The organism is Klebsiella sp. M041 (genome assembly GCF_059759695.1).
Window position 1 is genome coordinate 75,554 of the sequence record NZ_JCAXWU010000016.1, and the last position, 21,432, is coordinate 96,985.

Annotated in this window: 18 protein-coding genes and 1 pseudogene; 4 read left to right on the top strand and 15 right to left on the bottom strand. The window is 59.2% G+C overall.

The features are described 5' to 3' along the window. Positions 1-15 precede the first annotated feature (15 nt). The 5 genes from glgA to asd form a co-directional block, all read right to left on the bottom strand. A complete protein-coding gene (gene glgA, locus AC6CWS_RS20265; protein WP_004202133.1) occupies positions 16-1,449 on the bottom strand; it encodes a glycogen synthase GlgA in 1,434 nt (477 codons plus the stop codon). After that, on the bottom strand, positions 1,449-2,744 hold the full coding sequence (glgC, locus tag AC6CWS_RS20270; protein WP_002920566.1) for a glucose-1-phosphate adenylyltransferase: 1,296 nt from the start codon (positions 2,742-2,744) through the stop codon (positions 1,449-1,451). The genes glgA and glgC overlap by 1 nt, the downstream gene beginning before the upstream one ends. Positions 2,745-2,824: 80 nt before the next feature. After that, the gene (glgX, locus tag AC6CWS_RS20275; RefSeq protein WP_023291213.1) at positions 2,825-4,801 is read right to left on the bottom strand and encodes a glycogen debranching protein GlgX; all 1,977 of its coding nucleotides are present in this window, start codon (positions 4,799-4,801) and stop codon (positions 2,825-2,827) included. After that, positions 4,798-6,984, bottom strand: coding sequence for a 1,4-alpha-glucan branching enzyme (gene glgB, locus AC6CWS_RS20280; protein WP_048335469.1), 2,187 nt, complete (start codon positions 6,982-6,984; stop codon positions 4,798-4,800). Before glgB ends, glgX begins: the two co-directional genes overlap by 4 nt. Positions 6,985-7,222: 238 nt before the next feature. Continuing rightward, positions 7,223-8,329 (bottom strand): aspartate-semialdehyde dehydrogenase, encoded by a 1,107-nt coding sequence (gene asd, locus AC6CWS_RS20285; RefSeq protein ID WP_023291215.1) that lies wholly within the window; start codon positions 8,327-8,329, stop codon positions 7,223-7,225. Positions 8,330-8,432: 103 nt separating this feature from the next. Here asd and AC6CWS_RS20290 point away from each other — a divergent pair. Further along, positions 8,433-8,794: pseudogene (locus tag AC6CWS_RS20290) on the top strand (hypothetical protein). Here the strand turns inward: AC6CWS_RS20290 and gntU are convergent. The 5 genes from gntU to AC6CWS_RS20315 all read right to left on the bottom strand — a co-directional run bounded on the left by gntU (position 8,791) and on the right by AC6CWS_RS20315 (position 13,931). Next, positions 8,791-10,131 carry a gluconate transporter gene (gene gntU / locus AC6CWS_RS20295; RefSeq protein ID WP_004202127.1) on the bottom strand — a complete coding sequence of 447 codons (1,341 nt, stop codon included), beginning with the start codon at positions 10,129-10,131 and terminating at the stop codon, positions 8,791-8,793. The pseudogene AC6CWS_RS20290 and the gene gntU sit on opposite strands and share 4 nt — an antisense overlap. Further along, entirely contained in the window at positions 10,131-10,661 is a 531-nt protein-coding gene (gene gntK / locus AC6CWS_RS20300; protein WP_004202126.1) for a gluconokinase, read from the bottom strand. Before gntK ends, gntU begins: the two co-directional genes overlap by 1 nt. Positions 10,662-10,841: 180 nt before the next feature. Continuing rightward, positions 10,842-11,837, bottom strand: coding sequence for a gluconate operon transcriptional repressor GntR (gene gntR / locus AC6CWS_RS20305; protein ID WP_023291217.1), 996 nt, complete (start codon positions 11,835-11,837; stop codon positions 10,842-10,844). A gap of 239 nt (positions 11,838-12,076) precedes the next feature. Next, the gene (locus AC6CWS_RS20310; protein ID WP_002920779.1) at positions 12,077-12,772 is read right to left on the bottom strand and encodes a pirin family protein; all 696 of its coding nucleotides are present in this window, start codon (positions 12,770-12,772) and stop codon (positions 12,077-12,079) included. 121 nt (positions 12,773-12,893) lie between these two features. Continuing rightward, the gene (locus AC6CWS_RS20315) at positions 12,894-13,931 is read right to left on the bottom strand and encodes an oxidoreductase (protein WP_065883153.1); all 1,038 of its coding nucleotides are present in this window, start codon (positions 13,929-13,931) and stop codon (positions 12,894-12,896) included. Between the two features lie 264 nt (positions 13,932-14,195). Here AC6CWS_RS20315 and AC6CWS_RS20320 point away from each other — a divergent pair, with 264 nt between their 5' ends. Beyond that, the gene (locus AC6CWS_RS20320) at positions 14,196-14,837 is read left to right on the top strand and encodes a bactofilin family protein (protein ID WP_065883159.1); all 642 of its coding nucleotides are present in this window, start codon (positions 14,196-14,198) and stop codon (positions 14,835-14,837) included. Between the two features lie 239 nt (positions 14,838-15,076). Further along, positions 15,077-15,553 carry an N-acetyltransferase gene (gene yhhY, locus AC6CWS_RS20325; protein WP_072096665.1) on the top strand — a complete coding sequence of 159 codons (477 nt, stop codon included), beginning with the start codon at positions 15,077-15,079 and terminating at the stop codon, positions 15,551-15,553. Between the two features lie 89 nt (positions 15,554-15,642). Here yhhY and ggt read toward each other — a convergent pair whose 3' ends face one another. Next, on the bottom strand, positions 15,643-17,388 hold the full coding sequence (gene ggt, locus AC6CWS_RS20330; RefSeq protein WP_065883161.1) for a gamma-glutamyltransferase: 1,746 nt from the start codon (positions 17,386-17,388) through the stop codon (positions 15,643-15,645). 123 nt (positions 17,389-17,511) lie between these two features. Here ggt and AC6CWS_RS20335 point away from each other — a divergent pair, with 123 nt between their 5' ends. Beyond that, positions 17,512-17,832 carry a DUF2756 family protein gene (locus AC6CWS_RS20335; protein WP_023291222.1) on the top strand — a complete coding sequence of 107 codons (321 nt, stop codon included), beginning with the start codon at positions 17,512-17,514 and terminating at the stop codon, positions 17,830-17,832. 24 nt (positions 17,833-17,856) lie between these two features. Here AC6CWS_RS20335 and ugpQ read toward each other — a convergent pair whose 3' ends face one another. From ugpQ to ugpA, 4 genes are read right to left on the bottom strand one after another with little or no spacing between them, the layout of a single operon-like run. Next, a complete protein-coding gene (gene ugpQ / locus AC6CWS_RS20340; RefSeq protein WP_065883163.1) occupies positions 17,857-18,597 on the bottom strand; it encodes a glycerophosphodiester phosphodiesterase in 741 nt (246 codons plus the stop codon). Then, positions 18,594-19,664 (bottom strand): sn-glycerol-3-phosphate import ATP-binding protein UgpC, encoded by a 1,071-nt coding sequence (locus AC6CWS_RS20345; protein ID WP_023291224.1) that lies wholly within the window; start codon positions 19,662-19,664, stop codon positions 18,594-18,596. Before AC6CWS_RS20345 ends, ugpQ begins: the two co-directional genes overlap by 4 nt. A gap of 1 nt (position 19,665) precedes the next feature. Then, the gene (gene ugpE / locus AC6CWS_RS20350; protein ID WP_008806976.1) at positions 19,666-20,511 is read right to left on the bottom strand and encodes a sn-glycerol-3-phosphate ABC transporter permease UgpE; all 846 of its coding nucleotides are present in this window, start codon (positions 20,509-20,511) and stop codon (positions 19,666-19,668) included. Further along, complete coding sequence (gene ugpA / locus AC6CWS_RS20355) at positions 20,508-21,395, bottom strand: sn-glycerol-3-phosphate ABC transporter permease UgpA (RefSeq protein ID WP_032454247.1); 888 nt, start codon at positions 21,393-21,395, stop codon at positions 20,508-20,510. Before ugpA ends, ugpE begins: the two co-directional genes overlap by 4 nt. Positions 21,396-21,432 lie beyond the last annotated feature (37 nt).

The following is a 21,432-nucleotide window of genomic DNA, read 5'->3' on the forward strand; positions in this document are numbered from 1 at the left end:
CAATGACTCCAGTGATTACATCAAGCGTTGATAAAGTTCGCGATAGGAGTTCGCGGCAACCTGCCAGCTAAAATCCATATTCATCGCCTGACGCTGCACATAGCGCCAGAGCGATGGGCGCGACCAGAGGACAAAGGCGCGACGTATAGCGCGCAGCAATGACAGCGCATTGCTGTCCTCAAAGACAAAACCTGTCGCCAGACCATCGGCAAGGTTCTCCAGCGAACTGTCAGAGACCGTGTCCGCCAGCCCGCCGGTGCGGCGCACCAGCGGCAGCGTACCGTACTTCAGACCGTACAGCTGGGTCAGGCCGCAGGGTTCAAAGCGGCTCGGGACCAGAATGACGTCGGCGCCCCCCATAATGCGGTGGGAGAAGGCCTCATGATAGCCAATCTGCACCCCCACCTTGCCCGGGTGTTCGGCAGCGGCGGCAAGGAACCCTTCCTGCAGCACCGGGTCGCCAGCGCCCAGCAGCGCCAGCTGGCCGCCCTGCTCAAGCAGGCCCGGCAGCGCTTCGAGCACCAGATCCAGCCCTTTCTGGCTGGTGAGACGGCTGACGACGGCAAACAGCGGCGCTTTATCATCGACCTTCAGGCCCATGGCGATCTGCAGCTGACGCTTGTTCTCCGCCTTCTCCTCCAGCGTGTCGCGATCGTAGCGCATCGGCAGCAGGAGGTCGTTTTGCGGGCTCCAGATACCGTCGTCAACGCCGTTGAGAATTCCCGACAGCCGCCCTTCATGATGGCGCTGACGCAGCAGCCCCTCCATGCCGTAGGCGTACTGCGGCTCGGTGATCTCGCGCGCGTAGGTCGGGCTCACCGCCGTAATATGGTCGGCGTAGTAAAGACCGGCCTTCAGAAACGAGATCTGGCCGTTAAACTCGAGGCCATGCATGTTGTAAAACGACCACGGCAGCTCGATATCATTCATATGCCAGGAGTAAAACATCCCCTGGTACGCCAGGTTGTGCACGGTAAAGACCGATTTAGCCGGACGCCCGCGCGCCGCCAGGTAGGCCGGCGTCAGGCCGGCGTGCCAGTCGTGGGCATGGACCACATCCGGGCGCCAGAACGGATCCAGTCCGCTGGCCATTTCGCTTCCCACCCATCCCAGCAGCGCAAAGCGCAGAACGTTGTCGGTATAAGCGTGCTGGTTGGTATCGTGGTAAGGGCTCCCCGGCCGGTCATAGAGATGCGGGGCGTCTATCAGATAGATCCCCACGCCGTTAAAGTGGCCGTACAGCAGCGTGATCCGCCCGGCGAACGTATCCCGGCGGGTCACCACCTGGGCATCCACCACGCCGCGGCGGATATCGGGAAACGCCGGCAACAGCACGCGCGTATCGATACCCTCCGCGATTTGCGCCGCCGGCAGCGCGCCGATGACGTCCGCCAGACCGCCCGTCTTTAACAGCGGGAACATCTCAGAACATACATGTAAGACCTGCATTAGCGCTCCTGTTTGTGCCCCAATTTCCGCAGCATGTCGCGGGTCACCAGCACGATACCTTCCTCTGAGCGATAGAAGCGGCGTGCATCCTCTTCCGCGTTCTCACCAATCACCATTCCTTCCGGGATGACGCAGGCGCGGTCAATCACGCAGCGACGCAGGCGGCATGAGCGCCCCACCCAGACATCTGGCAACAAGACTGCCGAATCAATGTTACAGAATGAGTTCACCCGCACGCGCGGGAACAGCACCGACTGTACCACCACCGACCCGGAGATAATGCAGCCCCCGGAGACCAGCGAGTTCAGGGTCATGCCGTGGCTTCCGGAACGGTCCTGCACGAACTTCGCCGGCGGCAGCGATTCCATATGGGTACGGATCGGCCAGTTCTGGTCGTACATATCCAGCTCCGGCGTAACTGACGCCAGATCGAGGTTGGCCTTCCAGTAGGCCTCCAGCGTCCCCACGTCGCGCCAGTACGGCTCGGCGTTCGGGTCGGACTGCACGCAGGAGAGCGGGAAAGGATGTGCATAAGCCATGCCAGCTTCGGTGATCTTCGGAATGATGTCTTTGCCGAAATCATGGCTGGAGTTCTCGTTGCGATCGTCTTCTTCCAGCAGCTCATAAAGATAGGCGGCGTCGAAGACATAAATGCCCATGCTGGCCAGCGATTTGGTCGGGTCGGTCGGCATCGCCGGCGGGTTGGCGGGTTTCTCGACAAACTCAATGATTTTTTCGTTTTCGTCGACCGCCATGACGCCGAAGGCGGATGCCTCTTCAATGGGCACCGGCATGCAGGCCACGGTGCAACGCGCCCCTTTTTCGACATGGTCGATCAGCATGCGCGAGTAGTCCTGCTTATAAATATGGTCGCCCGCGAGGATCACCACGTACTCGGCCTTGTAGCGGCTGATGATGTCCAGGTTCTGCGTCACCGCGTCCGCCGTGCCGCGATACCAGTTTTCGCCGTGTACGCGCTGTTGGGCCGGCAGCAGATCGACAAACTCGTTCATCTCTTCGCTGAAGAACGACCAGCCGCGCTGGATGTGCTGCACCAGCGTATGCGACTGATACTGGGTAATAACGCCGATGCGGCGGATCCCTGAGTTAATGCAGTTAGATAATGCGAAATCGATAATACGGAACTTGCCGCCGAAGTGAACGGCAGGTTTCGCACGCTTAATGGTGAGATCCTTAAGCCGGGTGCCACGGCCGCCCGCGAGGATCAACGCCACGGATTTGATAGGTAATTGACGCGCCAGCATCAGCGGATCGTTTTTTTCAAGCCTAACCATGATTAACTCCTTTTTACACCCCCGCTTTCCTGCTCATCCCGCCGCGCCGCCGCCACGGGTTCAACCGGAAGCTTCAGGGCTTACGACCTTTGAAATACGCACACTCCGTGCGCGGGCCCATGCCAGACAGCCATGATGACCGGATTATCCTCTCCGGCGAATGGAGGAACGGCGCGCCATTCCCCCTCGGGTAAAACCATATCGACCACCTCTGCGGTGGCGTTCAGCGTGAGCAGCCAGCGATCCGACAACTGGATCTGCATACACGCTGCCCCCTGCTGCCACTCCCCGGCAGTCAGCGGCTGGGCATGGCGATTAAGCCAGCGGACGCTGCCATCCCCCTCCTGCCACCAGCGGTTGCGGGTGAGCGCCGGAATGCGCCGGCGCAGGTGGATCAGCGCCGCGGTAAAGGCGGTTAATCCCGGGTTCGCCTGGCGCCAGTCGAGCCAGGTAAGGGCGTTGTCCTGACAGTAGGCATTATTGTTGCCGTGCTGGCTGTGGCCCTGCTCATCGCCCGCCAGCAGCATCGGCGTCCCCTGAGCCAGCAGCAGCGTCGTCAGCAGCGCATGCACGCTGGCGCGTCGCCGTTCAATCACCGCAAAATTAGCTTCTAATCCTTCTATACCATGATTGTTGCTGTAGTTATTGTTAGTCCCATCGCGATTCTCCTCCCCGTTCGCCTCATTGTGTTTCTGATTGAAACAAACGCAGTCGCGCAGCGTGAAGCCATCGTGGGCCGTCACCAGATTGACCGTCGCCGATGGCGGCTTGCCATCACGGGCAAAGAGATCGCTGGAGGCCGCGAAGCGTTGCGCGAAATCCCCCAGGGAGACGTTTTGCTGCAGCCAGAAGCGGCGGGCGCTATCGCGAAAATGGTCGTTCCACTCGGCGAACAGCGGGGGAAAATTGCCCACCTGGTAGCCCCCCGGGCCGATATCCCAGGGTTCGGCGATCAGTTTCACCTGCGACAGCACGCTGTCGTGGCGGATAGCCTCGAACAGCGGCGCATCCTGGCGGAATTCCGGCGTCCGTCCCATCACTGAGGCGAGATCGAAGCGAAAACCGTCGACATGGCACTCATCCACCCAGAAGCGCAAACACTGGCGCGCCAGTTCCACTACCCCCGGGTGGCTGAGATTGAGCGTATTCCCGCACCCGGTCCAGTTGTGATAATCGCCATCTTCCCTTACCCAATAATAGCTACGGTTGTCGATTCCGCGCAGGGAGACGGTGGGACCTTCAAGATCGATTTCCGCGCTATGGTTGAGCACGATATCCAGAATCACCTCGATACCGGCGGCATGTAGCGCCTTAACCGCATCGCGAAACTCATCCAGGGCGCGCGTCGGGTCGCTGGCATAGCGCGGATCCAGCGCGAACCAGGCCAGCGGGTTGTAGCCCCAGTAGTTGCTCAACCCCATCCGCTGCAGTCGCGGCTCGCTGGCGAACTGCGCCACTGGCAACAGTTCAAGGGCGCTGATGCCCAGCGATTTGAAGTAAGCGATCATCACCGGGTGGCCCAGCGCCTTATACGTTCCGCGAATGGCTTCCGGCAGCTGCGGATTAAGCAAGGTGAGCCCTTTCACGTGCGCTTCATAAAGCACCGTTTCCCCCCATGGGGTACGCGGCGGTTTATCGCCCAGCCAGTCGTAACGCAGATCCACTACCTGCGATTTTGGCGCTATCGCGGCGCTATCGCGATGATCCGGCTGCCACATTCCGCCGTGCAGGCGCTCGTCGTCCGGCAGATCGCCCTCAACCCGGTGAGCGCAGGGATCGAGCAGCAGCTTGGCCGGGTTAAAGCGGTGTCCCTGCGCCGGATCCCAGGGGCCATGCACCCGGTAGCCGTAGCGCAGGCCCGGCCCGACGGCAGCCAGCCAGCCGTGCCAGATGTCGCCGCTGCGCGCCGGGAGATCGAAGCGTTGCTCGTTGCCCTGCTCGTCGAACACGCACAGCTCCACCCGCTCCGCGTGGGCGGAGAAGAGGGCGAAGTTCACCCCCTTGCCGTCATAGCTGGCGCCCAACGGCGCAGGCTTGCCTGCCGCGAGGTTGGTCATTGCGCCTCCCGGACCAGCCAGATCGTCGCCAGCGGCGGCAGGGTCAGGGACAGCGAATGTTCGCGACCGTGGCTGGGGATGGCATCGCTTTCCACCACCCCGCCGTTGCCCTGGTTGCTGCCGTGATAGTGCATTGAGTCGGTATTCAACGCCTCGCGCCAGCGGCCCGGCTGGTTGATGCCGAAGCGGTAGTCGTGGCGCGGCACCGGCGTGAAGTTGCTGGCGACGATAATCTCGTTCCCCGCCCGGTCGCGGCGCACAAAGACAAACACTGAGCGCTCGTGGTCATCCACCACCAGCCATTCGAAGCCGTACGGGTCAAAGTCCAGCTCGTGCAGCGCCTTATGGTGGCGATAGGTATGGTTCAGGTCGCGCACCAGCCGCTGGACGCCGTGGTGCCAGTTGTCGCCGCCCTCCAGCAGATGCCAGTCGAGGCTGCCGTCATGGTTCCACTCGCGGCCCTGGGCGAACTCATTGCCCATAAACAGCAGCTTTTTCCCCGGGAAGGCGAACAGCCAGCCGTAGTAGGCGCGCAGGTTGGCGAACTTCTGCCAGGCGTCCCCCGGCATGCGGTCGAGAATCGATTTTTTGCCGTGCACCACTTCATCGTGGGAGAGCGGCAGCACAAAGTTCTCGGTGTAGTTGTAGAGCATGCCGAAGGTCATTTTGTCGTGATGGTAGCGGCGGTGCACCGGATCGAGTTTCATGTAATCCAGGGTGTCGTGCATCCAGCCGAGGTTCCATTTGAACCAGAAACCGAGGCCGCCGCCGGCTGGCGGACGGGTTACCCCGGCGAAATCGGTGGACTCTTCCGCCATGGTGACCGCGCCCGGCGTCTGTTCGCCAAGGATGCGGTTGGTGTTGCGCAGAAACTCAATGGCTTCCAGATTTTCCCGGCCGCCGTATTCGTTGGGGATCCACTCCCCCGCCTTGCGGCTATAGTCGCGATAGATCATCGAGGCCACCGCGTCGACGCGCAGAGCATCGATGCCGAAGCGTTCGATCCAGTACAGCGCATTTCCCACCAGGAAGTTGCTGACTTCGCGGCGTCCGTAGTTGTAGATCAGGGTATTCCAGTCCTGGTGATACCCCTCGCGCGGATCGCTGTGCTCATACAGCGCGGTGCCATCGAAAGAGGCAAGGGCAAAATCATCCGCCGGGAAGTGGCCAGGCACCCAGTCCAGAATGACGTTTAGCCCGGCGGCGTGCGCGGCGTTGATAAAGTAACGGAAATCATCGCGGGTGCCGAAACGGCGGGTCGGCGCATAGAGGCCGGTGGGTTGATAGCCCCAGCTGCCGTCGAACGGGTGCTCGTTAACCGGCAGCAGCTCGAGATGGGTGAAGCCCATCCATTTCGCGTAGGGCACCAGCTGGTCGGCCAGCTCGCGGTAGCTCAGCCAGAAATTATTGTCGGTATGGCGACGCCATGAGCCAAGATGCACTTCATAGATAGAGACAGGGGCATCGAACTGGTTCGCCGCTTTGCGGTCCGCCGGCTGTTCGACTTTAGGCGGCAGGTCGCAGATAAGCGAGGCGCTTTCCGGACGCATTTGCGATTCAAAGGCGTAAGGATCGGCTTTGACCCGCAGATGGCCGTGGGCGTCAATCAGCTCGAATTTATACAGCTGGCCATTGTGCGCGCCGGGGACGAACAGTTCCCAGATGCCGGACTCTTTGCGGAATCGCATCGGGTGGCGCCGGCCGTCCCAGTAGTTAAATTGCCCCACCACCGAAACGCGACGGGCGTTCGGCGCCCATACCGAGAAACGGGTGCCGGTGACACCGTCCATGGTGGCGGCGTGCGCGCCCAGCGTTTCGTAAGGGCGCAGGTGGGTCCCTTCCGACAGCAGCCAGACGTCAAGATCCTGCAGCAGCGGACCAAAGCGATAAGGGTCATCAATCAGATTCTGCTGCCCGTGCCAGGTGACGGCCAACTGATAGCGAAAGGCGTTTTTACGCCGCGGCAGAACGCCGCTGAAGAAACCACGCGAGTCGAGGCATTCGAGCTTGCCGACTTTGCGTCCGGTTTTCGGTTCAATAACCCACACATCGGTGGCATCGGGTAATAATGCGCGCACTTCCAGCCCGGCGTCGGTACGGTGCATGCCGAGCACGGAAAAAGGGTCCGCGAAATGACCGGCGATTAGCGCATTAATCACGTCTCTATCGATATGATTAGACATGCTTTCATCCTGTTGTAAGTGTCGCTCATTCCTGTAACTGGCGACTTTTTTTGACCTGAACGGCGCAGCGCTTTCTGCATCCTTCTGCTCCGTCCCACCTTCAGGTAAGGAATTCCTTACTTAAAGCATAGCCAAGGCTGAGTTACCTCCGTGGGGAAAAATCTAACATCCGCGTTTACTCCTTGTATTACGCAAAAAAAAAGGGGGCTCGAAGACCCCCTTTCTGTTCATCCTGCGCTTACGCCAGCTGGCGAAGCATCCGGCGCAGCGGCTCCGCGGCGCCCCACAGCAGCTGGTCGCCAACGGTAAAGGCCGACAGATACTCCGGCCCCATATTCAGTTTACGCAGGCGTCCTACCGGGGTGGTCAGGGTGCCAGTCACCGCGGCTGGGGTCAGCTCGCGCATGGTAATGTCGCGATCGTTCGGTACCACTTTAGCCCACGGGTTATGCGCGGCCAGCAGCTCCTCAACGGTCGGGATAGAGACATCTTTTTTCAGCTTGATGGTGAACGCCTGGCTGTGGCAGCGCAGCGCGCCAACGCGGACGCACAGGCCGTCTACCGGGATAACGGACGAGGTGGCGAGGATCTTGTTGGTCTCCGCCTGGCCTTTCCACTCTTCGCGGCTCTGGCCGTTATCCAGCTGTTTGTCGATCCACGGGATCAGGCTGCCCGCCAGCGGTACGCCGAAGTTATCCACCGGCAGCTCGCCGCTGCGGGTCAGCGACGTCACTTTGCGCTCGATATCCAGAATGGCGGAAGCCGGGTCCGCCAGCTCTGCCGCGACGTGGTTGTGCAGCTGGCCCATCTGGCTCAGTAGTTCGCGCATATGACGCGCGCCGCCGCCGGAAGCCGCCTGGTATGTCGCCACGCTGACCCACTCCACCAGATCCTGGGCAAACAGGCCGCCGAGGGACATCAGCATCAGGCTGACGGTACAGTTGCCGCCGACAAAGGTTTTTACGCCGTTGTTCAGGCCGGCGGTGATCACGTCCTGGTTAACCGGGTCGAGGATAATGATCGCATCGTCCTTCATGCGCAGCGAAGAGGCAGCGTCAATCCAGTAACCCTGCCAGCCGCTTTCGCGCAGCTTCGGGTAAATCTCGTTGGTGTAATCGCCGCCCTGGCACGTGACAATAATGTCCAGTGCCTTCAGCGCGTCCAGATCGAACGCATCCTGGAGCGTGCCACCGGTGCTACCGCCGAAAGACGGCGCTGGCTGTCCCAGCTGGGAGGTAGAGAAGAACACCGGGCGAATGGCGTCGAAGTCGCGCTCTTCAACCATGCGTTGCATGAGAACAGAGCCGACCATTCCGCGCCAGCCGATAAAACCAACATTTTTCATAACGTATTCCTGCGAGGTGTGTGCTGTTTGTGCCTGACCAGTTTCCAACTGGATTATCCCTCACCTTACAAAATGCAGCTAAAGTCGCAAGTGAAATTAATCAATGATTGCTGAACAATCAGAAAAGCAACTTATCCTGCACATTGTCCACCGTCGCTGGTCGTCGTCAAAGCGCAATGATTATCGGGGAAATCACCAAGGGAATGGAACATTTTCCGTCGCGATTTTATTGATCCTGATTATGGATTAAGCGCGAAATCCGCTGATTTCCCCCTTGCCAAAAACAGGCAACAAACCCAGGTGCAGCAAGGCTTGCCGAAGGATACGAGCATCGTCGTAGCGCTAATAAAGGCGAGGAGCGGAAAGAGAAAAGAGGGAAAAAGCGCGGCTTATCGCCGGGAAGCCAGGGTAAACGGCGTTACCCTGGCTTTTGGCCACCCGCGAGCGGGTGGCGAACAGACTTAGCTCAGCAGCTGGAAGGCGATCATGCCGACAATCGCCCCGGTGGTGCCGAGGATGGTTTCCATCATCGTCCAGGTTTTCAGCGTCTGGGCTTCGGTGGCGCCGGTAAATTTACCGAACAGCCAGAAGCCGGCGTCGTTCACATGGCTCACGACAATCGAGCCGCCGGCGATACAGATAGACAAGGCCGCCATCTGCGCGCCGCTGTAGTTCAGTTGCTCAATCACCGGCATCACCAGGCCGACCGCCGTCAGGCACGCCACGGTGGCGGAACCCTGGATGATACGCACCGCCGCCGCCAGCACGAAACAGGTAATGGCGATCGGCAGCCCCATACCGGTCAGCGCTTCACCCAGCGCCGGGCCGACGCCGGAGTCAACCAGCACCTGCTTGAAGACGCCGCCTGCCCCGATCACCAGCAGGATAATGCCCGCCGGCTGCAGCGCATGACCGCAGATCTCCATCACCCGGTCTTTCGCCATCCCCTGACGTACCGCCAGGCCGTAGATTGCCACCAGGCAGGCTACCAGGATCGCGGTGAATGGGTGACCGATAAATTCAAACCATTCGTAAGCGGTCGACCCCACCGGCACAAAGCGCGCGGCGATGGTTTTCAGGCCTACCAGCACCAGCGGCAGCAGGATCAGCGACAGGCTGAAGCCGAAGGAGGGCATTTTGCCTTCGCCGAGATGCGGCTCTGTCACGTCATCAGGAATATGCAGCTCAACGTAGCGGCTGATGAAGTTGCCCCACAGCGGCCCGGCGATAATCATTCCCGGAATGGCCGCGCACAGGCCAATCAGGATCATCCAGCCAAAGTCGGCGTGCATTTGCGACGCCAGCAGCATCGGCGCCGGTCCCGGCAGCAGGAACGCCGCGGCGGCGGCCACCCCGGCAAACAGCGGGATCACCAGCTTCACGAGGTTAGTGCCGGTATGGCGCGCCATCGAGAAGGCGACGCTGATCAGTAGCACGATCGCCACTTCGAAAAACAGCGGCAGCGCGCAGATGAGGCCGGCGAGACCAATCGCATAGTGCGCGCGATTGTGGCCGAAGGATTTGAGCATCTTGACGGCAATCTGATCGACCGCCCCCGTTTCATGCAGGATCTTCCCGAACATCGCGCCCAGCGCGACGACGATCGCCAGGAAGCCCAGCGTACCGCCCATCCCCTTCTCCATCGTCGCCGCGATTTTATCCAGCGGCATGCCGGAGAAGAGACCTGCGCCAATAGAAACCACCATCAAAGCCACGAAGGCGTGCATCCGCGCCTTCATGACTAAAAACAGCAGCAGCAATACCGAGCCGACTGCTGTTAAAACAAGCGTTAAAGTACTCACTAGTGACTGCCTTTGTTGATCACCTCAATGGTGCTGGCCACCACGCCTTCCAGCGGCTGGTCGATATCGACGATAAGCACATCGCTCTCGTCGGCGCCTGGTTCCTGCAGCGTTTCAAACTGCGTCACCAACATTTGGGTTTTGAAGAAGTGCCCTTTACGCGCCTTCAGACGGTTTTCGATCACCTCGAAGTCGCCTTTCAGGTAGATGAAGGAGAGGTTCGGGTTGCCCTTGCGCAGAATGTCGCGATAGCTCTTCTTCAGCGCCGAACAGACGATCAGCGACACCTTATTGGTACGCTGCATGGCAAACGCAGCGTCATTTAGCGCCTGCAGCCACGGGGTACGGTCGTCATCGTTGAGCGGCTCACCGGAGGCCATCTTGGTGATATTGCTGCGCGGATGCAGAAAGTCGCCGTCGAGAAACGCGGCATGCAGCTGATGCGCCACTTCGCTGGCGACAGCGGATTTCCCGCTGCCGGAAACGCCCATCAGAACGTAGACGTGGTGATCATGATTAGTCGTGCTCAAAGCATCCTCCCACCGGACAGGTACGCCGCGCCGGGGCTGACTCATTGAGCGCGAAGGCGGCGTATCGGTTAATTGTTACGGGTAACTGTTATCGGTAACATTGTCATGCCGGACCTGTGGAGAAGCAATATCCATTCGTGCCAGATGTGAATATGTGTGATCTACTTCAAACTTGTCAGTTTAAATTGATCCGCCCGGTGACAATGTGAAACCTAAATCTAACATCTTAGGGGTAATCGCTTCGCCACGAATGCGCGCCAGCAGACGTTCGGCGCCAATGCGCCCCATCCGCTCGCGCGGGGTCAGGACGCTGGCCAGCCGCGGCTCCATCACCTGGCCGATATCGTGGCCGTGGAAACCGGCTATCGCCATGTCGTCCGGGATCTTCAGCCCCAGGCGCTGGCACTCAAAGGCCGCGCCGACCGCGAGGTCATCGTTGGTGCAAAAGATGCCGTCAAGCTGCGGGTATTCGCGGCGCGCCTGGCGCATCAGCTCAATCCCGGATGAATAGGACGAGGACTGCTCCACCATCACGCTGTAGGGCGTCATGCCCGCATCGAGCATCGCCTGCTCGTATCCCTTCTGTTTGATGATAGTACGTTCATCAAGACGCGCGCCGAGATAAGCAACGTGGCGGTGGCCGCGGGCGATAATCGCCGCCGTCATCTGCCGCGCCGCTTCGAAGTTATCGAAACCGACCGCGATATCAAGGCACGGTGACTGGCTGTCCATTAGCTCCACCACCGGAATGCCGGCGACTTCAATCATCTTCAGGGTGCGGGGCGTATGGGTGCGTTCGGTGAGGATCAGGCCGTCAATGTTCCAGGAGAGCATCGATTCGAGGCGTTTCTCTTCCATTTCCGGCTTGTAGCCGTAGTGCGCCAGCATGGTTTGATAGCCGAAGGCGTCAGTGACGCTTTCAATCCCGCGCAGCACTTCCGAGAACACCTGGTTGGTTAACGATGGCAGCAGCACGCCAATGGCGCGGCTGGTGGCGTTGGAGAGAATGTCAGGGGCGCGATTGGGAATATAACCCAGTTCATCGAGGGCAACGGCAATCTTGCCACGCAGCGCTTCGGAGACCTGCTCCGGGTTGCGTAAATAGCGACTGACCGTCATTTTGGTCACGCCGACAAGATCGGCTACATCCTGAAGTACGGGTCTTTTCTTTTTCATCGTCCTGACTGTGATCAACGGGGAACATTTTCTCAGTTTATCACGGACAAAGCGCAACCTTCCCTAACATGAGGGAAGGCTACGCAATTTATTTATACCTATCATACTTCGAGTTGCATGCGCGTTGGCTTTCCTCGCTCACCCCCAGTCACTTACTTAAGTAAGCTCCTGGGGATTCTCTGCGTCGCCGCCTTTCTGCAACTCGAATTATTTTGGGTATAGACGACCTCAGATAACGATCAAACCGGCGGCAGATCGAACAGCAGGATTTCGCTATCGCTGTCGGCATGAACCGAAATCGCCTGCTCGTCCCAGATAGCCAGACCATCGCTGGTAGTGGCTTTGGTACCGTTGATGGTCACTTCGCCTTTGACGACCTGGATCCAGACGCGACGTTCCGCGGCAATCTGGTGAACCGATTGCTCATCTTTCAGCAGCGCCCAGCGATACAGCTCCATATCCTGATAGACCTTCAGCGAGCCATCCCGTGCATCCGGCGACAGCACCAGCTGTTTGCCCTGGGCGGCGTCGAAGCGGCGCTGCTCGTAGCGCGGGGTAATGCCGGTTTCTTCCGGAATAATCCAGATCTGGTACAAACGCAGACGATCGGTTTTGCTCGGGTTGTACTCAGAGTGACGCACCCCGGTACCCGCGCTCATGATCTGGAACTCGCCCGCCGGCACCTGCTCTTTGTTGCCCATGCTGTCCTGGTGCTCCACCGCCCCTTCCAGCACATAGGTCAGGATCTCCATATCTTTATGCGGGTGGGTACCGAAGCCCTGACCGGCGTCGATGACGTCGTCGTTAATCACCCGCAGGGCGGAGAAGCCCATAAAGTTCGGGTCGTAGTAGTTGGCGAAAGAGAAAGTATGCCAGGAATCCAGCCAGCCATGGTTAGCGTGGCCACGTTCGTTCGCTTTGCGTAAGTAGATCATGTTGCACCCCCATATGTTTTCGATGGAGTCAGTGTGGACCCATTTCGCCGACGATCATAGAGGGTGAAAATTGACTCCTCTGTTCAAAAAATATGAACAAGCGCAGAGGAGCCGCTTGGGCTTATTTCACCAGAGTAATGGTGGCCGGTGAGGGCTGGTCAAAGCCGCGCTGCAGGATCTCCATATTGGTAAGAACGTCAGATTCCTTGACGTAATTTGGCTGGCCGTTGACGAGGGTGTCGTACAGCGCGTCGTAGACCCGACCATAGTCGCCGCTCTCCAGCGGGACCGCTTCGCGCACCGTCTCCCCCGCCTCGTTGACATACACCAGCTCGCCGACGCTGTCGTCCGCGCCAAAGCCCGGCTCGCCCGGCATGATATTGGCTTTCAGGCTGGTCTCCTGCTGGTCGATACCATATTTCACAAACGAGCCTTTATGGCCGTGGACGATGAATTTCGGGTAGTCGATCTGCACCAGGTGGCTGGTCTTAACGATGGCCTTCAGATCGCCGTAGAACAGCTGGGCCTCAAAGGTATCATCCGGGTTAGCTTTGTTGCGCAGCGAGCGCAGATCGTAAGCGACATGGTCCGGGCGGCCGAACAGCGAAATAATCTGGTCCAGGGTATGCACGCCAAGGCCATAGAACTCGCCGTTTTGCGGGCCGCCGGGGTTGGTCTCCGCCAGCGGGCGGTAGTTGTCAAAATGGCTTTCGATCTCCACCAGTTCGCCAAGTTTGCCGCTCTCAATCACCTTTTTAGTGGTCAGGAAGCAGGAGTCGAAGCGGCGGTTCTGGTAGGGCGTCACCGTCAGGCCTTTGCTGTTCGCCAACGCAAACAGGGTCTTGGCTTCCTCCAGCGTCGGGGTGAACGGCTTTTCCACCAGCACGTTTTTCCCCGCCTCCAGCGCCTTTTTCGCATAGTCAAAATGGCTGTCGGCATGGGTGCAGACCACCACCAGCCTGACCTGCGGGTCGTTTAATACTTCATCGAGATCGCTGGTGAAATGGATGTGGGAATACTGCGGCGCCTGCTCCTCGGGCTTCGCCCGACGGCGATAGATGTGCGCCACCTGCCAGCGGTCCTGGCGGTGTAACACGTAAGGAAGATGGTAGCGGGTGGTGCTTTTGCCGAAGCCAATAAATGCGCAGTGCAGAGTCATAACGCTGTCCTTAGTTAATGAGCTACCTTCAACCATAGCGCAAGCCGGGACATGACTTCATCCTCTCAGTCCGTTTTCCGTGAAGATTCGTCAAAAAAATAGGTCTCGTACCATCCATACGTAATTATTAATAACTCATTTATTAACAACAGATTAAATCGACATTTTTCGGTTAAATATCTTGATCTCAATGGCGAAACTGCGGATAAGTGGAGGGCAAACCAGGACGTTGCTGATGACTAACGGAGTAGCCAGCCGCTACGGATGGACAAACAGTATCTCGCCTTAAACGGCGCCCTTTTTTTCTGGCTTCTCGCGCTGATCGCCTGGTCTGTCGATGCGATCGTGCCGGCGCGCCTGGCGGCCGCCTGCGCACTGGTCGCCTTTCTCCTCCATAGCCAACGGAACAAAATTAACGCGATGTTTATTAAGAAAAATAAAACGGAACCTCAGACGTCAGAAGTGGCCACGCCTCCGGCAAACAACCCAGAACCCCAGGCGGTCGCCAGCAAAAAACAAGAGACCACGGTCATCGCCAGCGGGGTGCATTTCGTCGGCAATATTGTCGCCAGCGGCCATGTCTATATTCACGGCCAGCTTACCGGCAACATTGAGGCGAAAGAACATCTGATTAAGGTGATGCGTGAAGGTCAGGTCGAGGGCAACATCAGCTGCCGTGAGCTGATTATTGATGGCAAGGTTCAGGGCCAGTGCCGCGGCGACAGCATCACCATTGAGGAGCACGGCAATCTGGATGGCACCCTCGCCTATCGCTCGCTGGCGATTAAAAAGGGCGGCCAGTTCACCGGCAGCGCCGAGGTGCTGGCCGCGGCGGAAAGCAAAAGTCATCTCATCGGCCTGGTTGCGGAAGACGGCGTGATGTCCGCCAGGACGCAAAGCGCCTGAGGTAGCAGCAAAAAAAAAGCCAGCACCCGGCTGGCTAAAGTAATACTGGAAGCAATGTGAGCAATGTCGTGCTTTCAGGCTTTCCGCAAGGGTCTTCCTGAATGCAGGACAATAATAATCATTCTCATTCGCACTTGTCTATCTTTTTTTGCAAAAAACGGCATTGACTCCCCGGCTGCCGTCAGAGATGGTGAAGGGGAATCAACCACCAAAAAGAGGATAAGGGAATGAGTGACATAGTGATACGCCATGCCGAACCGCGCGATGCTGAACCTTTACGTATGCTGATGGCGCACCCGGAGGTCTATCATGACACGCTACAGATCCCTTACCCCGCCATGGAAGCCTGGCAGGAGAAGCTACAGCCTAAACCCCATACCTTCCATCTGGTGGCGACGCTGGACGATCGGGTTACCGGGCATCTGTCGCTCCATGTCGAACCGCGCCCTCGTCGCAGCCACGTGGCGACCTTTGGCATGGCGGTTGCCGCCGGCCATCAGGGGCGCGGTATCGGCAGCGCGCTGATGCGCGAGATGATCGACCTGTGCGATAACTGGCTGCGCGTTGACCGCATTGAGCTGACGGTGTTCGCCGATAACAAGCCGGCGATTGCGGTGTACAAAAAACACGGATTTGAGATCGAAGGCACCGGCAAGCGTTACGCGCTGCGCAACGGTGAATATGTGGATGCATATTATATGGCGAGAATGAAGTAGCATGTTGCCGGGTGGCGGCTTCGCCTTACCCGACCTGCGTTCGTGCAGTGGTTGGCCCGGTAAGCGCAGCAGCGCCACCGGGCAACATATCAATACCCCGCCGTTAAATCATCCGGCGAACGCGGGTCGGAGGCGCCATACAGCATCCCGTCCGGCCCCACCATAATGCTCTGAGTGCTGCCCATCGCCTCTTTCAGCGCCACTTTCTGCCCTTTCGCCTCCAGCAGCTTCAGGGTATCCGGGCTAAAGCCTTTCTCCACCCGCAGCTCATCCGGCAGCCATTGATGATGGAAGCGCGGGGCGTTGGTGGCTTCTGCGACGTTCATCCCGAAATCGATGGTATTGACCACCATCTGCAGCACAGTGGTGATGATCCGGCTGCCGCCCGGGCTGCCGGTCACCAGCCAGGTTTTGCCGTCTTTCACCACAATGGTCGGCGACATCGACGACAGCGGGCGTTTTTTCGGCTCCACCGCATTGGCGTCGCCGCCCACCAGGCCATAGACGTTAGGTACGCCGGGCTTCGCCGAGAAATCATCCATCTGGTTATTCAGCAGAATGCCGGAGTCCCCCGCCACAATGCCGGTGCCGAAGGTGGTATTCAGCGTATAGGTCACCGCAACCGCATTGCCGTCTTTATCGACCACCGAGAAGTGGGTGGTCTGGTTGCTTTCATAGGGCGCCAGCTTGCCCGGGCGGATCTGGCTGGAAGGCTTCGCCTTATTGATGTCGATCTCGGCGGCAATCGCTTTGGCGTAGGCTTTGCTGGTCAGCGCCTGCCACGGCACTTTGACGAAGTCAGGGTCGCCGAGATATTCAGAGCGGTCGGCATAGGCGTGTTTCTCCGCCTCCGCCATCACCTGCATAGCGTCGGCGCTGCCAAAGCCATATTTCTGCAAATCGAAGTTTTCGAGGATATTGAGGATCTGCACGATGTGGATCCCGCCGGAGGAGGGCGGCGGCATAGAGTAGATCTCATACCCGCGATATTCGCCGCTAATCGGCGTGCGCTCCACGGCCTTATAGTTAGCGAGGTCGGCTTTGGTGATAAGCCCGCCGTGCTTTTTCATCTCGTCCGCGATCTGGTCGGCAATAGCGCCTTTATAGAAGGCATCCGGACCGTGCTCGGCAATCAGCTCGAGGCTTTTCCCCAGGTTCTTCTGTACCAGCCGGTCGCCCTTCTTCAGCGGCTCGCCGTTCTTCCAGAAGATCGCTTTACTGTTTTCGTGCTGCGGGATCACTTCGCTGCCGTAGGTCTTCAGATCGTCCGCCAGCGCATCGTTAACAATAAAGCCCTCTTCCGCCAGCTTGATTGCCGGGCGGATCACTTTGTTCAGCGGCATGGTGCCGTATTTTTCCAGGGCAAGAGAGAAGCCCGCCACGCTGCCTGGCGTGCCAGAGGCCAGATGCGAGGTGAGCGATTTTTTACTGTCCGGGTTACCCTGGTCGTCGAGGAACATGTCGCGGGTGGCCTGCTCTGGCGCCATTTCGCGGAAATCGATCGCCGTAGTCTTGCCGTCTTTCGTCCGCAGCATCATAAAACCGCCGCCGCCGATATTCCCCGCCTGCGGATGAGTGACCGCCAGCGCGTAGCCAACCGCCACCGCCGCATCGACGGCGTTGCCGCCCTGGCGCAGAATATCCACCCCGACGCGGGTGGCCAGCGCATCCACCGAGGCCACCATGCCCTGCCGGGCGCGCACCGGGTGGAATACATCCTCCTCTACGCCATAAGAGACCGGCGGCGGCGGCGGTGGACTGGCGGCGACGGTAAAACTACCGCCCGCCAGCAACGCAGCGATGACCACCTGACGCCAGATTGTTGTTTTTATCATTGTCTTACTCCTGATAGGTAGGTTTCATTCCCCGCTTAAGCCTGGTTGATAACTCCTAAAAAATCATTGTTATGGCGGATTCGAGGTACACTTAAGTGATCCCACGCACGGGAGGAGAAAACCATGAAAGCGATGTTATTTCTGGCGGCGCTGATGCCGCTCGGCGTTTTAGCCCAGCCAATCAATATTGATAACAACCCCAACCAGCCGGGTTACGTGGTCCCCAGCCAGCAGCGCATGCAAAATGAGATGAAGGTGCAGCAACAGCAGCAACAGAGCATGCTGAAGCAGAATCTGAACAATCAGACTCGCTCCCAGCAGCAGCATCTGCAAAACCAGCTGCAGACCAATCAGCAGCGCGCGGCGCAGGGCGGGAATCTCAATCCGCCGCAGCAGGTGCTGCCGAACAATAACGGAGGGATGCTGCGGCAGACCAACCCGTAAAGGCCAGCCGCCGCGCAGCGGTCATTAAGGCTGGAAATGGGGCCCGATGACGTCAATGGCATCGGTGCAGATGCAGTCTACGCCCCAGCGCAGCAGCTCGGCGGCGCGCTGGGGTTTGTTAACGGTATACACCAGGATATGCAGGCCGGCCTGTTTCAGGCTTGCCACCCGCCCGGCGTCCAGCAGCTTGTGGTTAAGGTGAATGGAGACGCAGCCCAGCCGGGCGGTCAACTCCCGCCAGTCCTCACGCCACTCATCCAGCAACAGCCCGCGCGGTAGCTCGGGGGCGGCTTCCTGCGCCGCTTCCAGGGCATCGATTTCAAACGACGACAGCAGCGGCGCGGTCATTCCCGCCCACAGCTCCCGCGCCGCCAGGGCCACCACGTTGCCGGTCTGCGGCCCAAGGCCGGTTGTCGGTTTAATTTCGATATTCGCCATCATGCCGTGACGGCGGCAGCGCTCCGCCACCTGGGAGAGCAGTGGCAGCGGCTCGCCCTTAAATTCACGGCTGAACCAGCTACCGGCATCCACCTTCAGCAGATCGTCCCATGGCAGCTCCCCCGCCACGCCCCAGCCGTTGCTGGTGCGTTCGAGATTATCGTCATGCAGCAGAAAGATCTGCCCGTCCTTTGACAGCTTGGCGTCAAATTCAATCATCGTGTGCCCGTAGCGAGCGCCGACGTCGATAGCCGCCAGGGTGTTCTCCGGCGCCAGTTTACCGCCGCCGCGATGGGCGACGATACGGGGATAAGGCCAGTTACTCATGCGCGTTGTCCTGTTTCACCATCAAAGAGGTGCAGATGTTCCAAAGGCAGATGCAGCCATAGCGTGCTGCCTGCCGCCGGGCGCTGCTGGTGCGGCAGTCTGACCACCAGCTTCTGTTCGCCCCAGCGCCCGTGGGCAAGATTATCGGCGCCTAAAATTTCCAGGGAGTCCATCAGCAGCGGAATGCCGCCTTGCGCCTGCGAGCTTAAGATAAAATGCTCCGGGCGGATACCGAGGGTCATTTTACGCCCGGCGTGGCGCCGGTGCTCATGATTCGTCGGCAGCTGGATGCCGCCCGCCAGCTCAAAGCGACCGCCGTCATCGCTGATGCGCCCTTCCAGCAGGTTCATGGCCGGGCTGCCGATAAAGCTCGCCACAAAGCGGCTGGCCGGCTTCTCATACACTTCCACCGGGGTGCCGATCTGCTCGGCAACGCCTTTATTCATCACCATCACCCGCTGAGCGAGGGTCATCGCCTCCACCTGATCATGGGTAACGTACAGCGAGGTGGTTTTCAGGCGGCGATGCAGCTGCTGCAGCTCAAGACGCATCTGCACGCGCAGCTTGGCGTCGAGGTTTGACAACGGTTCGTCGAAGAGGAATACCGCCGGGTCACGCACGATGGCGCGGCCCATCGCCACGCGCTGGCGCTGGCCGCCGGAGAGCTCGCGCGGGCGGCGCTTGAGCAGGCCGTCGAGCTCAAGAATACGCGCCGCCTCCTGCACCCGCTCGGCGATCAATCCCTTACCCATGCCGCGGATCTTCAGCCCCCACGCCATGTTCTCTTCCACGCTCATATGCGGATAAAGGGCATAGTTCTGGAACACCATGGCGATGCCGCGATCCTTCGGCTCCATCTCGGTGACCCGCTTGCGGTCGATCCAGATATCGCCGCTGGTCACCCGCTCCAGTCCGGCGACCATCCGCAGCAGCGTTGATTTCCCGCAGCCCGACGGGCCGACCATGACGATAAATTCCCCGTCCGCCACGTCCAGCGTCAGCGGTTGAATCACCTGGGTTTTGCCATCCCAGCTTTTGCTTACTGCCTGTAGTTTTAAACCAGCCATTTTATTTCTCACTATCGACCAGGCCACGCACAAATGCGCGCTGCATGGCTAAAACGATGACAACCGGCGGGATCAGGGTCAGCAGCATCGCCGCCATCACCTGATTCCACTGGGTAGTACCTTCGCCGGTGGCGATCATGCCTTTGATGCCGGCGACGGCGGTGCCAAGATTCACATCCTGAATAATCAGCAACGGCCACAGATACTGGTTCCAGCCGTAGATAAAAGTGATGACGAACAGCGCCGCGAGGTTGGTTTTCGACAGCGGCAGCACGATGTCGCGAAAGAAGCGCATCGGCGAAGCGCCATCGATACGCGCCGCTTCAATCAGCTCGTCCGGCAGGGTCATAAAGAACTGGCGGAACAGGAAGGTGGCGGTGGCTGAGGCCATTAGCGGCAGCGTAAGCCCGGCGTAGCTGTCGAGCATGTTGAGATTGGCGATCACTTCCACCGTCGGGAAAATACGCACCTCGACCGGCAGCATTAGCGTGATAAAGATCATCCAGAAGAACAGGTTACGCAGCGGAAAGCGGAACCAGACGATGGCGAACGCCGACAGCATCGACACGACGATTTTGCCCACCGTAATGGCGAACGCCATGATGAAGCTGTTGAGCATCATCAGCCAGAACGGCGCGCTGTTGACGCCAACGCCGTTCACCCAGATGGTCTTCATGTTCTCCAGCAGATGTCCGCCGGGGATCAGCGTCATCGGCGTTTCGAACACCGATTGGTTATCCAGCGTCGCCGCCACGAAGGCGACATACAGCGGGAATAAAATAACGGCGATGCCCAGAATCAGCATGGTGTGGCTGAAAATCGTCAGCCCGCGACGGTTCTCAATCATTGGTAACGCACCTTACTTTCAACGTAACGGAACTGCACCACCGTCAGGATAATGACGAGGAACATCAACACCACCGACTGCGCGGCGGAAGCGGAAAGATCGAGCCCGGCGAAACCTTCGCGATAGATTTTGTAAATCAGGGTGGTGGTCGCCTGCACCGGGCCGCCGGCGGTGGCGGCATCGATCACCGGGAAGGTGTCGAAGAAGGCGTAAACCAGGTTGACCACCAGCAGGAAGAAACTCACCGGCGCAATCAGCGGCAGTGCCAGCCTGAAGAAGCGGCGGATTGGCCCGGCGCCGTCGATAGCGGCAGCCTCAACCAGCGAACGCGGGATCGACTGCAGCGCGGCGAAGAAAAACAGGAAGTTGTAGCTTATCTGCTTCCATACCGAGGCGAAGACCACCAGGAACATCGCCTGGCCGCTGTTCTGCGCGTGGTTCCAGTCGTAGCCCAGCTCGCCGAGGAAATGGGTGATCAGCCCGCGCCCGGGGTTAAAGAGGAAGATCCACAGCACCGCCGCCACCGCGGGGGCCACGGCATACGGCAGCAGCATCAGAGTCTGATAGAAGCGGCTGCCGCGCACCACGTAGTCGACCAGCGCAGCGAAAAAGAGCGAAATAAGCAGGCCGCTGACGGTCACCAGGGCGCTGAATTTGATAGTGGTCCAGAACGAATCCAGATAGTACGGGTCATGGAACAGCGCCACGAAGTTATCCAGGCCGACAAACTGGCTGGACAGGCCAAACGGATCGACGCTCTGTAGCGAATACCACAGCGCTTCGCCCGCGGGCCAGATAAAGAAAATCAGCGTGATAATCAGCTGCGGCGCGACCAGGACATAGGGCAGCCAGCGCGAGCGGAATACCGGACGGGATGATGACATTGAGATTGGGTTCCTGAACAATGCCGGGTGGCGGCTA